General features: G+C 67.8%; 13 protein-coding genes and 1 riboswitch. Of the genes, 6 read left to right on the top strand and 7 right to left on the bottom strand.

Features of this window, described 5'->3' with window-relative positions; all coding sequences use genetic code 11:
• Positions 1-18: 18 nt before the first annotated feature.
• Positions 19-145, bottom strand: a riboswitch (S-adenosyl-L-homocysteine riboswitch).
• A 277-nt stretch (positions 146-422) separates the two neighbouring features.
• Genes DELCS14_RS01140 through DELCS14_RS01120 form a run of 5 tightly spaced genes read left to right on the top strand, consistent with a single transcriptional unit; the run spans position 423 to position 4,214 of the window.
• Positions 423-1,259, top strand: coding sequence for a FadR/GntR family transcriptional regulator (locus tag DELCS14_RS01140; protein ID WP_013800111.1), 837 nt, complete (start codon positions 423-425; stop codon positions 1,257-1,259).
• Complete coding sequence (locus tag DELCS14_RS01135) at positions 1,256-2,062, top strand: transporter substrate-binding domain-containing protein (RefSeq protein WP_013800110.1); 807 nt, start codon at positions 1,256-1,258, stop codon at positions 2,060-2,062. Before DELCS14_RS01140 ends, DELCS14_RS01135 begins: the two co-directional genes overlap by 4 nt.
• Positions 2,063-2,093: 31 nt before the next feature.
• Entirely contained in the window at positions 2,094-2,831 is a 738-nt protein-coding gene (locus DELCS14_RS01130; RefSeq protein WP_013800109.1) for an amino acid ABC transporter permease, read from the top strand.
• On the top strand, positions 2,828-3,481 hold the full coding sequence (locus tag DELCS14_RS01125; RefSeq protein WP_012202167.1) for an amino acid ABC transporter permease: 654 nt from the start codon (positions 2,828-2,830) through the stop codon (positions 3,479-3,481). Before DELCS14_RS01130 ends, DELCS14_RS01125 begins: the two co-directional genes overlap by 4 nt.
• Complete coding sequence (locus DELCS14_RS01120; RefSeq protein WP_012202166.1) at positions 3,468-4,214, top strand: amino acid ABC transporter ATP-binding protein; 747 nt, start codon at positions 3,468-3,470, stop codon at positions 4,212-4,214. The genes DELCS14_RS01125 and DELCS14_RS01120 overlap by 14 nt, the downstream gene beginning before the upstream one ends.
• 70 nt (positions 4,215-4,284) lie before the next feature.
• Here the strand turns inward: DELCS14_RS01120 and DELCS14_RS01115 are convergent, their stop codons facing one another.
• From DELCS14_RS01115 to urtA, 7 genes are all read right to left on the bottom strand, one after another.
• Complete coding sequence (locus tag DELCS14_RS01115; protein ID WP_012202165.1) at positions 4,285-4,644, bottom strand: zinc ribbon domain-containing protein; 360 nt, start codon at positions 4,642-4,644, stop codon at positions 4,285-4,287.
• Between the two features lie 46 nt (positions 4,645-4,690).
• A complete protein-coding gene (gene fmdA / locus DELCS14_RS01110; protein ID WP_013800108.1) occupies positions 4,691-5,920 on the bottom strand; it encodes a formamidase in 1,230 nt (409 codons plus the stop codon).
• A gap of 36 nt (positions 5,921-5,956) precedes the next feature.
• Entirely contained in the window at positions 5,957-6,646 is a 690-nt protein-coding gene (urtE, locus tag DELCS14_RS01105) for an urea ABC transporter ATP-binding subunit UrtE (RefSeq protein ID WP_012202163.1), read from the bottom strand.
• Positions 6,647-6,666: 20 nt separating this feature from the next.
• Positions 6,667-7,410 (bottom strand): urea ABC transporter ATP-binding protein UrtD, encoded by a 744-nt coding sequence (gene urtD / locus DELCS14_RS01100; RefSeq protein WP_012202162.1) that lies wholly within the window; start codon positions 7,408-7,410, stop codon positions 6,667-6,669.
• Positions 7,411-7,429: 19 nt separating this feature from the next.
• Positions 7,430-8,632, bottom strand: coding sequence for an urea ABC transporter permease subunit UrtC (urtC, locus tag DELCS14_RS01095; RefSeq protein WP_013800107.1), 1,203 nt, complete (start codon positions 8,630-8,632; stop codon positions 7,430-7,432).
• 82 nt (positions 8,633-8,714) lie between these two features.
• A complete protein-coding gene (gene urtB / locus DELCS14_RS01090; protein WP_013800106.1) occupies positions 8,715-9,629 on the bottom strand; it encodes an urea ABC transporter permease subunit UrtB in 915 nt (304 codons plus the stop codon).
• Between the two features lie 110 nt (positions 9,630-9,739).
• Positions 9,740-11,005 carry an urea ABC transporter substrate-binding protein gene (gene urtA / locus DELCS14_RS01085; RefSeq protein ID WP_012202159.1) on the bottom strand — a complete coding sequence of 422 codons (1,266 nt, stop codon included), beginning with the start codon at positions 11,003-11,005 and terminating at the stop codon, positions 9,740-9,742.
• A 214-nt stretch (positions 11,006-11,219) separates the two neighbouring features.
• Here urtA and DELCS14_RS01080 point away from each other — a divergent pair, with 214 nt between their 5' ends.
• Positions 11,220-14,720, top strand: a complete 3,501-nt coding sequence (locus tag DELCS14_RS01080; RefSeq protein ID WP_013800105.1) for an ATP-binding protein — start codon at positions 11,220-11,222, stop codon at positions 14,718-14,720.
• Positions 14,721-14,723 lie beyond the last annotated feature (3 nt).

Here is a 14,723-nt window from a genome sequence, read left to right as displayed (position 1 = left end):
CTGCAAAAACGGCATGGCAACAGGTGAGCGTCGTTGGCACCGTGGGCGCGGTCCGGCCGGGAACCTGCACCTGGCCCAAGCCTGACGCGGCACGCGCTCCGGTGTACGGATGGGCGGGTGCCGCGCTGCAACGCTCCTCGGGCCAAAGCCCGGGATTCTACGGCGGCTGGCGGCGGCCTGCAGTGCGGGTTTTACGCCCGCATTCGGGGCAGGCCTGCACAAAGCCATGCGGCACTGCACCAAAGCGCGGCAGCGCGGGCCGCCGGCAGCGCCTTCGGGGCGGATTGTCGATGCCCCATCGCCCCGGATTCTTTGCAGTGCCTGAGGACAACGCTCCTTTTTTTGCATCTGGCACGCAATTCGCTATCTGCTGGGTACGTGGTCTGACCAGTCAGGCCAAAACCCTCCACCCGCGCCAGCCCATGCAAAGCATTCCGATCTCGATGGCCCAGACGCTGCAGCAGCACATCCTGAGCGGCCACTATCCCGGCGGCAGCCAGCTGCCGCCGCAGCGCGAGCTGGCCCGGCAGCTGGGCATCAGCCGCGCTTCGCTGCGCGAGGCGCTGTCCATGCTGGAGGCCCTGGGCCTGGTCGAGATCCAGCCGGGCAAGGGCGTGCGCATCAACGGCCCGCACAGCGGCCGTGCACGCATGCACCGCGCCTATGCCACCCCGGCGCTGGGCACGCTGTCGCCGCGCCAGCTGATCGAGCTGCGCCTGGTGCTGGAGCCCGGCTGGGCCGCGCTGGCGGCCGTGCGCGCCGACGACAGCGGCCTGCGCCAGCTGCAATGGACCCAGTCCCAGCTGGCCCACGCCCTGGCCCGCAGCGACCTGCTGGCCGCCGCCGACGCCGACCTGCAGTTCCACCTGCTGCTGGCCCAGCTGTCGGGCAACCCGGGCCTGGTGGCCATGGCGCGCCAGCTGGAGCTGGCCATCAGCCACAGCCTGCGCCTGCCCTTTGCCTGGAGCGGCGCCGACGACCAGCCCGTGCGCGAGCACGACGCCATCGTGCAGGCCGTCTGCGCGGGCGATGCGCCGGGTGCCGCGGGCGCCATGCGCGCCCACCTGCTGTCGGCCGCAAGGCGCAGCGGCATCGATCTCGACACACCGGACGACGCGGCGGCGCCCGACGCAACGGCGCCCGACGCAACGGCGCCCGACGCGACGGCGCCCGACGCAACGGCGCCCGATACATCTGCGCCCGACCCTGACCCGCTTTCCTTTCGCCTCACCCCACCTTCCGAAGGAGCTTTTGCATGACTTCCCCCCTGACACCCCGCCGCGCATTCATCCGCACCGCCCTGGCGGCCGCCACCCTGGCCGCTGCCGGCCTGGGCGGCGCAGCCCATGCCGACATGCTGGCCAACATCCAGAAGGCCGGCGTGCTGCGCGTGGCGATTCCGCAGGACTTCCCACCCTTCGGCTCGCTGGGCACCGACCTGAAGCTGCAGGGCTATGACATCGACATGGCCGCCCTGGTCGCCCAGGAGCTGGGCGTGAAGGTGGAGCTGGTGCCCGTGACCAGCACCAACCGCATCCCCTTCCTGACCACGGGCAAGGCCGACATCGTCATCTCCAGCCTGGGCAAGAACGCCGAGCGCGCCAAGGTGATCGACTTCACCCAGGCCTATGCGCCCTTCCCCAAGAGCGTCTACGGCCCCAAGGACGTGAGCATCAAGGCCCCTGCCGACCTGGCCGGCAAGACCGTGGGCGTGACGCGCGGCTCCACCGAGGACCTGGCCCTCACGCAGGTGGCGCCGGCCTCGGCCACCATCAAGCGCTACGAGGACAACAACGCCACCGCGCAAAGCTATCTGACGGGCCAGGTGCAGCTGGTGACGCTAGGCAACATCGTGGCCAACGCCGTCAACGAGCGCACCAGGCTGCGCCAGCTGGACGTGAAGTTCGCGGTCGAGGACACGCCCTGCTACATCGGCGTGGCCAAGGGCGAGCCGGCGCTGCTGCAGAAGGTGGACGCCATCATCACCAAGCTCAAGGCCGACGGCCGCCTGACCGGCCTGTCCCAGCGCTGGATGAAGATGCCGCTGCCCGCCACCCTGTAACCGCTGCGCCCCTGTTCCCGGAAATCCTTCCATGGCCTATCAATTCGACTTCGGTGCCGTGTTCGACTACAGCGGCCTGCTGGCACAGGGCGCAGGCTTCACGCTGGCGCTGACGGCAGCGGGCGCCGTGCTGGGCGGCGCCATCGGCGTGGCCGGCGGCGTCAGCCGCGCCTGGCGCATTGCGCCGCTGCACTGGCTGTTCAAGGTGTACGTGGAGGGCATACGCAACACGCCCTTCCTGGTGCAGCTGATGTTCGTGTTCTTCGGCCTGCCTTCGCTGGGCGTGCAGATCAACGAATGGCAGGCCTGCCTGCTGACCACGGTGATCAACCTGGGCGCCTACATCACCGAGATCGTGCGCGCCGGCATCCAGGAGACGCCGCGCGGCCAGCTGGAAGCCGCTGGCGCGCTGGGCATGGGCCGCTGGGCGGTCTTCCGCCATGTGGTGCTGCGCCCTGCGCTGCAGCGGGTCTGGCCCTCGCTGAGCAGCCAGATCGTGATCGTGATGCTGGGCACCTCGGTGGTCTCGCAGATCGCGGCCCAGGACCTGACGTTTGCGGCCAACTTCATCCAGTCGCGCAACTTCCGCGCGTTCGAGACCTACCTGGTGGTGACGGCGGCGTACTTCGTGCTGGCCCTGGCACTGCGCCAGTTGCTGGCCTGGATAGGCCAGCGCTTCGTGGTGGGCCGCCGCACGCCGAGTGCAGCCCGGCCCGCTGCACCCGCTGCACCCGCTGCACCTGCAACCACTGCCGGAGACGCCGCATGATTGCCGACATTCCCCTGCTGCCCATCCTGGCCAAGCTGGCCGAGGGCCTGCTGGCCACGCTGGCGCTGTCGCTGCTGGCCTTCGTGCTGGGCGGCGCCACCGGATTGCTGGTGCTGTTCGCCCGCGTGGGCCGCAGCCAGAACCTGCGCCGCCTGGCCAAGGCCTATATCCAGGCCTTCCAGAACACGCCGCTGCTGATGCAGATGTTCATCGTGTTCTTCGGCTCGTCCATGGCCGGCCTGGACATCTCGCCCTGGACGGCGGCCGCCATCGGCCTGACGCTGTACACCAGCGCCTACTTGGCCGAGGTCTGGCGCGGCTGCGTGGAGTCCATCCCCAGCGGCCAGTGGGAAGCCTCGTCCAGCCTGGCCATGGGCTACCTGCAGCAGATGCGCCATGTGGTGCTGCCGCAGGCGCTGCGCCTGTCGATAGCGCCCACGGTCGGCTTCTCGGTGCAGATCATCAAGGGCACGGCCGTGGCCTCGATCATCGGCTTCAGCGAGCTGACCAAGCTCGGCTCCATGCTGGCCAACGCCACCTTCCAGCCCTTCCTCATCTACGGCCTGGTCGCCGCAGGCTACTTCCTGCTGTGCTGGCCCCTGTCCCTCTACGCATCCCATCTGGAGAAGAAACTCTATGCCGCTCGTTGATGTGCGCGCCGTTCACAAGCATTACGGCAACAACCATGTGCTCAAGGGCGTGGACCTGAGCGTGGACAGCGGCCAGGTGGTCGCCATCATCGGCCGCAGCGGCTCGGGCAAGAGCACGCTGCTGCGCTCCATCAACGGGCTGGAGGCCATCCAGTCCGGCCAGATCGTGGTGGACGACGCCGTGCTCAAGGGCTCGGAGGGCAGCGCGCCCTCGCCCGCCCAGCTGCGCGCGCTGCGCCTGAACGTGGGCATGGTGTTCCAGCAGTTCAACCTGTTCCCCCACCTGACGGCGGGCGAGAACGTGGCCCTGTCGCCCACCGTGGTCAAGGGCGTGAAAAAGCCCGAGGCGGCGGCGCTGGCGCGCCAGATGCTGGCCAAGGTGGGCCTGGGCGACAAGTACGACAGCTACCCCGACCAGCTCAGCGGCGGCCAGCAGCAGCGCGTGGCCATTGCGCGCGCGCTGGCCATGCAGCCCAAGGTGCTGCTGTGCGACGAGATCACCTCGGCACTGGACCCGGAGCTGGTCAACGAGGTGCTGGCCGTGGTCAAGCAGCTCGCCGCCGAGGGCATGACGCTGATCATGGTCACGCACGAGATGCGCTTTGCCCGCGACGTGGGCGACCAGCTGGTGTTCATGCACCAGGGCCTGATCCACGAAAGCGGCCCGGCCAAGCAGCTGTTCGCCAACCCGCAGACGCCGGAGCTGGCCGGCTTCATCGGCGCCGTGCACTGAGCGGTACGGCCAGGCAGGAAAAAGGCCCGCGTCGCGGGCCTTTGTCATTGGTGCGGCGCAGGGTCCGCGGTCAGTGGCTGATCATCCAGGGCCGCTTGGTCGGGAAGGTCTTGGCGCCGTTGGGCGCCGTGACCGTGGAGCCGCGCTTGCTGGCGCCGCTGCAGCAGCCGCAGCCCGAAGGGTGGCGCATGCGCGCGTAGCTGCCCTCGGCCACATCGCGTGAGCGCCTGGGCTCGTGCCGGGCGCGCTCGTTGGTGTCGTGGGCGCGGCGCTGCTCGGGGCTGGTGCAGGCCAGGCGCGGCGCGCTGACGAAGACGCGGGGCGAGGCCGCCTCGCAGCTGGGGCAGGGAGCGGGCTCGTTGCGCTGCGAGAGACTGCGCAGCGCGTCGAAGCCGCCGCATGCGGTGCAGTGGTAGTCATAGGTGGGCATGGGCGGCCTCTGGCGGATGGTGGATGGCGGGTGTCGTATGCCGGGTTTACTTGTCCTGGGCGATGGGCAGATCCACCCCGCCCGTGATGATCTTCTGTGGTCCCTCGGCCGTGGGATTGATGTCGAAGTCGAAGATCTCCGTGGGCAGCCACAGCGTGGCGCAGGCATTGGGCACGTCCACCACGCCGCTGATGTGGCCCTGCACGGGCGCCGTGCCCAGCAGCGAGTAGGCCTGGGCGCCGCTGTAGCCGAATTTCTTCAGGTACTCGATGGCGTTCAGGCAGGCCTGGCGGTAGGCCACGGTCACGTCCAGGTAGTGCTGCTTGCCCTTTTCGTCCACCGAGATGCCTTCGAAGATCAGGTAGTCCTTGTAGTTGGGCGTCATGGGGCTGGGCTTGAAGATGGGGTTCTTGATGCCGTACTTGGCCATGCCGCCCTTGATCAGCGAGACCTTCATGTGCACCCAGCCGGCCATCTCGATGGCGCCGCAGAAGGTGATCTCGCCATCGCCCTGGCTGAAGTGCAGGTCGCCCACGCTCAGGCCGGCGCCGTCCACGTAGACGGGGAAGAACACGCGCGAGCCGCGCGAGAGGTCCTTGATGTCGCAGTTGCCGCCATGCTCGCGCGGCGGCACGGTGCGCGCGCCTTCGGCGGCGGCCTTGTCGCGGGCCTCGCCCTGCATCTGGCCCATGTGGGCGGTGGTGGCGTTGGGCGGGTTGGCCAGGCCGGGAATGCGGTCGGGGTCGGTGGCGATGAGGCCGGTCTCGCGCTCATTCCAGCTGGCCAGCATCTTGGGGTCGGGCAGGCAGCCGATCAGGCCCGGGTGGATGAGGCCTGCGAAGTTGACGCCGGGGATGTGGCGGCTCTTGGTGAACATGCCGTGGAAGTCCCAGATGGACTTCTGGGCCAGCGGGAAATGCTCGTCCAGGAAGCCGCCGCCATTTTGCTTGGAGAAAAAGCCGTTGAAGCCCCAGAGGCTGTCGTCGCGCGCGCCGATGTCCAGCAGGTCCACCACCAGCAGGTCGCCGGGCTGCGCGCCCTTCACGCCCACGGGGCCGGACAGGAAGTGGACGGTGGACAGATCCACGTCGCGCACGTCTTCGGCGCTGTCGTCGTTCTTGATGGCGCCGCCGGTCCAGTCATAGGTCTCCAGCTTGAACTCCGCGCCCGGCTCCACCCAGACCGCCATGGGAATGTCGGGATGCCAGCGGTTGTGCACCTGCGGGTTGTCGTAGGGGGACTGGTTGAGATCGACCTTGATCAGGGTTTCGGCCATGGTGTGCTCCTTGCGATGGCAGTGGGAAAAAACGGATCAGACGGAGAGGTAGGACTTGATGCGCTGCTCGTCGGTATCGGCACGCGCGGTTTCATGTACCAATCTCCCGCCCTCGATGACGAACAGCCGGTCGGCCACATCCATGGCGAAGGAAAGCACCTGTTCGCTGACCACGATGGTGATGCGGCGCAGCTTGCGGATCTCGTTGAGCGCCTTGGCGATGTCCTTGATGATGGAAGGCTGTATGCCCTCGGTGGGCTCGTCCAGCAGCAGCACCTTGGGGTCGGTGACCAGGGCGCGCGCAATGGCCAGCTGCTGCTGCTGCCCGCCCGAGAGGTTGCCGCCCTTGCGCCGGCGCATGTCCCAGAGCACGGGGAACAGGGCGTAGATGTCGTCGGGCACCTGGCGCGTCTTCGCGTTCTCCAGGCCCGTCTGTATGTTCTCTTCCACGGTCAGCGTGGGGAAGATCATGCGGCCCTGGGGCACGTAGGCAATGCCCTTGGCCACGCGCCGGAAGCTCTCGTCCTTCGTGACGTCCTGGCCGGCCACGGTGATCTGGCCGCTCTTGGCGGGCATGACGCCCATCAGGCTTTTGAACAGCGTGGTCTTGCCCATGCCGTTGCGGCCCATGATGGCCACGGTTTCGTTCTCGCGGCCCTCGAAGCTGATGCCGTGCAGCGCCTCGCTCTGGCCATAGGCCACGTACAGATCCTTGACTTGCAGCATGTGAATTCCTTGTGCGTGCCTCAGTGGCCGAGGTAGACGTCGATGACCTTGGGGTCGGCCTGCACCTTGTCCATGGGACCCTCGGCGAGGATCTTTCCCTGGTGCATGACGGTGACCTTGTGCGCGATGCGCGCCACGAACTCCATGTCGTGCTCGATGACGATGACGGAGCGGTTCTTGCAGATGCGCTGCAGCAGCTCGGCCGTCAGCTCGCGCTCGCGGGCGCTCATGCCGGCGATGGGCTCGTCCAGCATCAGCAGCTCGGGCTCCTGCATGAGCAGCATGCCGATCTCCAGCCACTGCTTCTGGCCATGGCTGAGCAGGCCGGCCTCGGTGTCCAGGCGCTCGTCCAGGCCGATGTCGGCGGCCACGGCCTGCACGCGATCGCGCACCGCCTCCGTGCACTTGAAGGCCAGCGCGCCGAAGACCGAGCGGCCTTGCGGGTAGGAGACCTCCAGGTTCTGGAAGACCGACAGGTTCTCGTAGATGGACGGCGTCTGGAACTTGCGCCCGATCCCCAGGCGCACGCGCTTGTGCTCGGCCATGCGCGTGAGTTCCTCGTTCTTGAACTTGATGCTGCCGGCCGTGGCGCGGGTCTTGCCGCAGATCAGGTCCAGCAGCGTGGTCTTGCCCGCGCCGTTGGGGCCGATGATGACGCGCAGCTCGTTCTTGTCGATGTACAGGTTCAGCGCGTCGATGGCCTTGAAGCCGTCGAAGGAGACCGTCAGGTCTTCCACGGCCAGCGTGAAGTCGGTATTGCTCATGGTGTGCTCCCGCTGTGGTTCAGGCGCCCTGGCGGCCCATGCCTTCGGACAGGGCGGACGTGGGCTTGGTGGCGGCCGGGGCCGGGGCAGGTGCTGCCTGGGCTCCCTGCGCTGCGGCAGGCGCTGCGGCAGGTGCCGTGCCCTTGCGGCGGCTGTTCCACCACGGAACGATCCGGCTTTCCCACAGGCCGGCCAGCCCCATCGGGAAGGCCATGGTCACGCCGATGAACAGGCCCGCCATGAGGAACAGCCACAGGTCAGGGAAGCTCTCCGAGAAATAGGTCTTGCCCGCGTTGACCAGCAGCGTGCCGTACACGGCGCCCACCAGGCTCATGCGCCCGCCCACGGCGGCGTAGATGACCATTTCGATGGAGGGCACGATGCCCACGAAGCTGGGCGACATGAAGCCCACCTGCAGCGTGAACAGCGCGCCGCCCACGCCCGACAGCGCAGCGGCCAGGCAGAACACGAAGACCTTGAAGTTGGCCACGTCGTAGCCGGAAAAGCGCACGCGGTCTTCCTTGTCGCGCATGGCCAGCAGCAGGGTGCCCACCTTGCCGGTCTGAATCCAGCGGCACAGCACGATGGCGCCGATCAGCAGGGCCACGCAGACGTAGTAGAGGATGTACTTGGCGCTGTCCGTGCGCGTGTCCCAGCCCCACAGGGTCTTGAGGTCGGTCATGCCGTTGACGCCGCCCGTGTAGCCCTGCTGGCCGATGATGAGCACGGTGACGATCAGCGCCACGGCCTGCGTGATGATGGCGAAGTACACCCCGCCCACGCGGCGCTTGAACATGGCGAAGCTGATGAGCCAGGCCAGCAGCGTGGGCACGGCGATGACGGCGGCCAGCGAGAACGGCAGGCTCTTGAAGGGCAGCCAGAACGAGGGCAGCTCGGTCAGCTGGTTCCAGTCCATGAAGTCGGGGATGCCGGGCGTGGACTGGATCTTGGTGCTGATGGGGTCGGACGCCTCCAGCTTCAGGAACATGGCCATGGCGTAGCCGCCCAGGCCGAAGAACACGCCCTGGCCCAGGCTGAGCACGCCGCCATAGCCCCAGACCATGACCAGGCCGATGGCGACGAAGGCATAGGTCAGGTACTTGCCGACCAGGTTGAGGCGGAAGATGTCCAGCGCCAGGGGCAGCACCACCGCCAGCAGGACGGTGAGCAGCACCAGGCTGGCGAGCTGGTAGCGCTGTATCCAGGCTTTGAGGGCTTGCATGGAATGACTCCGGTGAACTCAGGGGAAATCGGGGGAACGCGGGGGAACGCGGGGGAACTCGTGGACAGGGCCGGCGCCGGGATCAGCGCCGCACCTTGGAAGCGAACAGGCCCTGGGGACGCAGCATCAGGATGAAGACGATCAGCGACAGCGTGATCACCTTGGCCATGGAGCCCGCGAGGAAGAACTCGGTGATGGACTGCGTCTGCGCAATGCCGAAGGCCGAGACCACGGTGCCCAGCAGGCTGGCCGCGCCGCCGAAGGTGACCACCAGGAAGGCGTCCACGATGTACAGCGAGCCCGAGGTGGGGCCGGTGGAGCCGATGGTGGTGAAGGCCGCGCCCGCCACGCCTGCGATGCCGCAGCCGATGGCAAAGGTCAGGCGGTCGGTCTTCTTGGTGTCGATGCCGATGGCATTGGCCATCACGCGGTTGCTGACCGTGGCACGCACGCGCAGGCCCCAGCGGCTCTTGTGCAGCGCGATCAGCACGCCGGCCGTGACCACCGCGGTCAGCGCCAGCACGAACAGGCCGTTGATGGGAATGTCCAGCCCCTCGGCCGGCGCCCACGAGCCCATCAGCCAGTCAGGCAGGGTGGGGCTGACTTCCTTGGGGCCGATGAAGGTGCGAAAGCACTGCTGCAGCGCCAGGCTCACGCCCCAGGTGGCCAGCAGCGTGTCCAGCGGGCGCTTGTAGAGGTGGCGGATCAGCCCCCACTCCACCAGCCAGCCGGCCGCGAAGGCGAACAGGAAGGCGGCCACGATGGCCAGCGGGAAGTAGTAGGGCATGAACTCGGGCGCGTGCTGCGCCGTGAGCGTGGAGCCCAGGTAGATGGTGTAGGCGCCAATGGTCATGAACTCGCCATGCGCCATGTTGATCACGCCCATCTGGCCAAAGATGATGGCCAGGCCCAGGCCCATCAGCAGCAGCACGGCGAACAGGCTCAGCCCCGCGAAGCCCTGCATCAGGCCGATGTTCATCATGTCGGAAAAACTCATGGTGCTGCTCCTGCGCGCAAGCCAATCGGGAGAGGGGGAAACGGTTCACGCGGCGGCCCGCCCACCAGGCCGCAGGCCGCCACGCATCACCTGCCTGAACGGATCAGGACTTACTGGTAACCCTTGGGGAAGGGATCGGGTTTGATGAGTTCAGGCGACTCCGAGACCACCTTGAACGTGCCGTCCGGCTGCCCCACGGCAATGCGCGACTTGCTCCACAGGTGGTGGTTGGCGTCCACCTTCACGTAGCCTTCGGGCGCGGTCTTGAGCTCCAGCCCCGGCGATGCGGCCACCACCTTGTCCACGTCGAAGCTCTTGGCCTTTTCCACGGCGGCCTTCCACAGCCAGGGGCCCAGGTAGCCGGCCTGGGTGACGTCGCCGATGACGGCATTGGGGCCGTACTTGGCCTTGAAGGCGGCCACGAACTTCTTGTTGTTCTCGTTGTCCAGCGTCTGGAAGTACTTCATCGAAGAGTAGAAGCCCGTGAAGTTCTCGCCGCCCACGCCGGTCATCTCGTCCTCGGTCACCGACAGCGTGACCAGCAATTGCTTGTCACCCGTGATGCCTGCGGCCTTGAGCGCCTTGTAGAAGGCCACGTTGGAGCCGCCCACCACGGCCACGAAGATGCAGTCCGGCTTTTGCAGCTTGATCTTGTTGACCAGCGAGCCGAAGTTGGTGCTGCCCAGCGGGTAGTACTCCTCGCCGACGACCTTGCCCTTCTGGAAGTTCTCGATGTGCTTGCGCGCGATCTTCATCGAGGTGCGCGGCCAGATGTAGTCCGAGCCGATCAGGAAGAAGGTCTTGGCCTTCTTCTCGGCCTTGGCCCAGTCCAGGCTGTACAGGATCTGCTGCGTGGCTTCCTGGCCCGTGTAGATCACGTTCTTGGACTGCTCCAGGCCTTCGTAGAAGGTGGGGTAGTACAGCAGGCCGTTCTCCTTCTCGAACACGGGCAGCACGGCCTTGCGCGAGGCACTGGTCCAGCAGCCGAAGACGGCGGCGCAGCGGTCGTTGATGAGCAGCTTCTTGGACTTCTCGGCGAAGGTGGGCCAGTCGGAGGCGCCGTCTTCCTTGATCACGCGGATCTTGCGGCCCAGGATGCCGCCCATGGCGTTGATCTGGTCGATGGCCAGTTGCTCGGCCTGGATGGAGCCGGTCTCGGAGATCGCCATGGTGCCCGTGGCCGAGTGCAGCTGGCCCACGACGACTTCGGTATCGGTCACGGCCAGCTTGGTGGTGTTGACCTGGGCCGTGGGCTGGGCGAAGGACCAGGCCGGCAGCCCGGCCACCGAGGCGGCGCCAAGCGCCTGCAGGACGCGGCGGCGGCCCATTTCCGTGCCGGGGGAACCAGGTGTGCGGGGGTCGGAGGGGTGGCTCATGGTGACTCTCCTGTAAGGATCGGTTGGGTGATCTGCAAGTGGCTGAAAACTGGCGTTGCGGTTACGGCTTGTTTCCGCGCTGGGTCCAAGATTAGGAAGAACCCTTGAAACCGCCCATACGTCAATTGACGTAGCCATCTGCGTACGCACCCCACGCACTCCTCTTGAAAGCCGCGCCAGCATTGGCCCCGCACGTTTCTTGCTAGACCTGGGAATGCACTCCGCACCCCCGCCCGACAGCCCCGCCAGCACCTCGCCCGCGCCGCAGACCATCTTTCGGTTCCGGCGCGAATACAACGCCTGGGTGGCCGACGAGACCATGGAGGACTACGCGCTGCGCTACACGCCGCGCAGCTTTCGGCGCTGGAGCGAGTTCCGCGTGGCCAACACGGCCTTCGGCTCGCTGTCCTTCCTGGCGCTGGAGGCGATCGGCGGCGCCATTGCGCTGAACTACGGCTTTGCCAACGCCATGTGGGCCATCGTCACCGTGGGCCTGGTGATCTTCCTGACGGGGCTGCCCATCGCCGTCTGCGCGGCGCGCTACGGGCTGGACATGGACCTGCTGACGCGGGGCGCGGGATTCGGCTACCTGGGCTCGACCATCACCTCGCTGATCTACGCCGTCTTCACCTTCATCTTCTTCGCGCTGGAGGCGGCCATCATGGCGCTGGCCCTGCAGCTGGTGGTGGACTGGCCGCTGCAGTGGTGCTATGCGCTGTCGGCCCTGGTGGTGCTGCCGCTGGCCATGCGCGGCATCACGCTGATCTCGCGCCTGCAGGCCTGGACGCAGCCGCTGTGGCTGTTCCTGCTGGTGCTGCCCTTCGTGTGGATGGCGCTGTCCCAGCCCCAGCTGTACCGCGACTTCGCCAGCCTCACCGGCCTGCGCTCGGGCAGCAGCCAGTTCGATCCGCTGATGTTCGGCGCGGCGGCGGCCGTGATCTTCGCGCTGGTGGTGCAGATCGGCGAGCAGGTGGACTTCCTGCGCTTTCTGCCGCCGCGCACCCGGGCCAACCGCCTGCGCTGGTGGGGCGCGGTGCTGGTGGCCGGGCCGGGCTGGGCCGTGATGGGCATGCTCAAGATGGCGGGCGGCGCGTTTCTCGCCTTCGCGGCCATGCAGCTGGAGGGGGTGGACGCCTCGCGCGCGGCCGAGCCCACCCAGATGTTCCTGGTGGGCTTCCAGCAGGTGCTGCAGGCCCTGGGCCTGCCAGGGCTGGCCGTGGCGGTGACCGTGGTCTTCGTGGTCATCTCGCAGGTCAAGATCAACGTGACCAATGCCTACGCGGGGTCGCTTGCCTGGTCCAACTTCTTCGCGCGCATCACGCGCAGCCATCCGGGGCGCGTGGTCTGGATGGTGTTCAACGTGGTCATCGCCACCTTGCTGATGACGCTGGGCGTGTTCGGCGCGCTGGAGAAGGTGCTGACCATCTACAGCAACGTGGCCATCGCCTGGGTGGGCGCGCTGGTGGCCGACCTCGTCATCAACAAGCCGCTGGGTCTGAGCCCGCCGGGCATCGAGTTCCGCCGCGCCCATCTGTACGACTTCAATCCCGTGGGTCCGGGCGCCATGCTGCTGGCCGCCGCCGTGGCCTGCTGCGCCTATGCGGGCCTGCTGGGCGAGACGGCGGCCGCTTTCTCGCCCTTCATCGCGCTGGCGCTGTCCATGCTGCTGTCGCCGCTGCTGGCCTGGCTGACGGGCGGGCGCTACTACCTGGCGCGGCCCGCAGGCAACCTGTGGAAGCCCGGCGAGACCGTGCGCTGCGCCGTCTGCCAGAAGCATTTCGAATCCGAGGACATGGCGCACTGCCCCGCCTACGGCGCGCCCATCTGCTCGCTGTGCTGCTCGCTGGAGTCGCGCTGCCATGACCGCTGCAAGACCGGCTCGCGCGCGGGCGAGCAGTTGCATGCGCTGGCCTCGGCCCTGCTGCCGCCGCGCTGGGCGACCAAGGTGAACTTCCGCGCGGGCCAGTACCTGGTGGTGATGCTGTCGCTGTGCGCGGTGACGGCCTTCATGGTGGGCGTGGTCTACATGCAGGAAAGCCTGCAGGCAGGCAGCGTCGATGGCGGCGCGCTGCGCATCCCCTTCCTCAAGGTCTTCGCGCTGCTGGCCCTGCTGTGCGCCGTGGCCGCCTGGTGGGTGGTGCTGAGCACGGACAGCCGGCGCATGGCGCAGGACGAGTCCGAGCGCCAGAACCAGCTGCTGCTGCAGGAGATCGCCGCCCACAAGCGCACCGATGCCGAGCTGCAGGCCGCCAAGGACCATGCCGAGCAGGCCAGCCAGGCCAAGACGCGCTATGTAGCCGGCATGACGCACGAGCTGCGCTCGCCGCTCAACAGCTTGCTGGGCTATACGCAGATCCTGCTCAAGAGCCCCCAGGTCGATGGCTGGGTGCGCGAGACCCTGTCCACCATGCAGCACAGCGGCCAGCACCTGCGCGCGCTGATCGACGAATCGCTGGAGCTGGCCAGCATCGAGGCCGGCCGCCTGCGCCTGGACCTCGCCCCCCTGCCCCTGCCCGCGCTGATCGACGGCATCGAGGCCATGATGCGGCCCCAGGCACAGGCCAGGGGGCTGCAGTTCTCGGTCGAGACGCTGGGCACCATGCCGCGCTGGGTGCGGGCCGACGCCAAGCGGCTGCGCCAGATCTTGATCAACCTGCTGTCCAACGCCGTGCGCTTCACCCAACGCGGCGAGGTGCGGCTGCGCATGGACTTCAGGCCCCATGTCTCGCGCATCGAGGTCATCGATACCGGCATCGGGATCGAACCGCAGGACATGGAGCGTATCTTCGTGCCCTTCGAGCGCGGCAGCGCGGGGCGGCGCGTCAGCGAGGCGGGCACGGGCCTGGGGCTGACCATCACCCACCTGCTGACCGAGCTGATGGGCGGCCAGCTCACCCTGAGCAGCACGCCCGGCGAGGGCAGTTGCTTCACCGTGCGCCTGTACCTGCCCGAGATGGCGCCCGACGCGTCCTGGGTCCCTCCGGGCGCCGCCGCCACGCTGCACACCGTCATCGGCTATTTGCCGCCCCGGCGCACCCTGCTGGTGGTGGACGACCAGCCGCTGCAGCGCCAGCTGCTGGCCGGCCTGCTGCTGCCGCTGGGCTTCGAGATCCGCGAGGCCGCCAGCGGCCGCGAGTGCCTGGAGATCGTGGAGCAAAGCCCGCCCGACCTGGTGCTGCTGGACATCAGCATGGACGACCTGGACGGCTGGCAGACCGCCGCCCTGCTGCGCGCGCGCTGGGATGCGCAGCAGCTGCCCGTGGTCTTCGTCTCAGCCAACCTGTTCGACAACGACCCGCCGCGCCTGGCCGATGCGCGCTGCCAGGGCTTTGTCGCCAAGCCCGTGACCGAGTCCGAGCTGCTGCAGGTGCTCGAGCGCGTGCTGCGGCTGGAATGGGTGCATGACAACCGCCCGCTGCTGCTGCCGGCGCCGCGTGCAGAGCAGGCAGAGGCCAAGGCAGAGGAGGCGCCGGCAGCCGCCCCCTTCCCGCCCGATCTGCGTGAAGACCTGGCCCGGCTGGCGCGCTCGGGCCAAGCCACCGCCCTGCGCGAGCGCCTGCGCCAGGCGCGCCAGCAGGCGCCCGCGCATGCCGCGCTGCTCGATGCGCTGCAGGCCTGCGCGAACCGCTTCGACTTCGATGCGCTGGCGCGCATGCTGCCGCGGCCCGAGCAAGAGGATGAAGAAGACGAAGAAAGAGAGGAGACCGATGAATGAGAA

This window comes from Delftia sp. Cs1-4 (genome assembly GCF_000214395.1).
GTDB classification, from domain to species: domain Bacteria; phylum Pseudomonadota; class Gammaproteobacteria; order Burkholderiales; family Burkholderiaceae_C; genus Comamonas; species Comamonas acidovorans.
The sequence above is the reverse complement of the archived record's forward strand: the minus strand, read 5'-3'. Positions and strand labels throughout refer to the sequence as shown.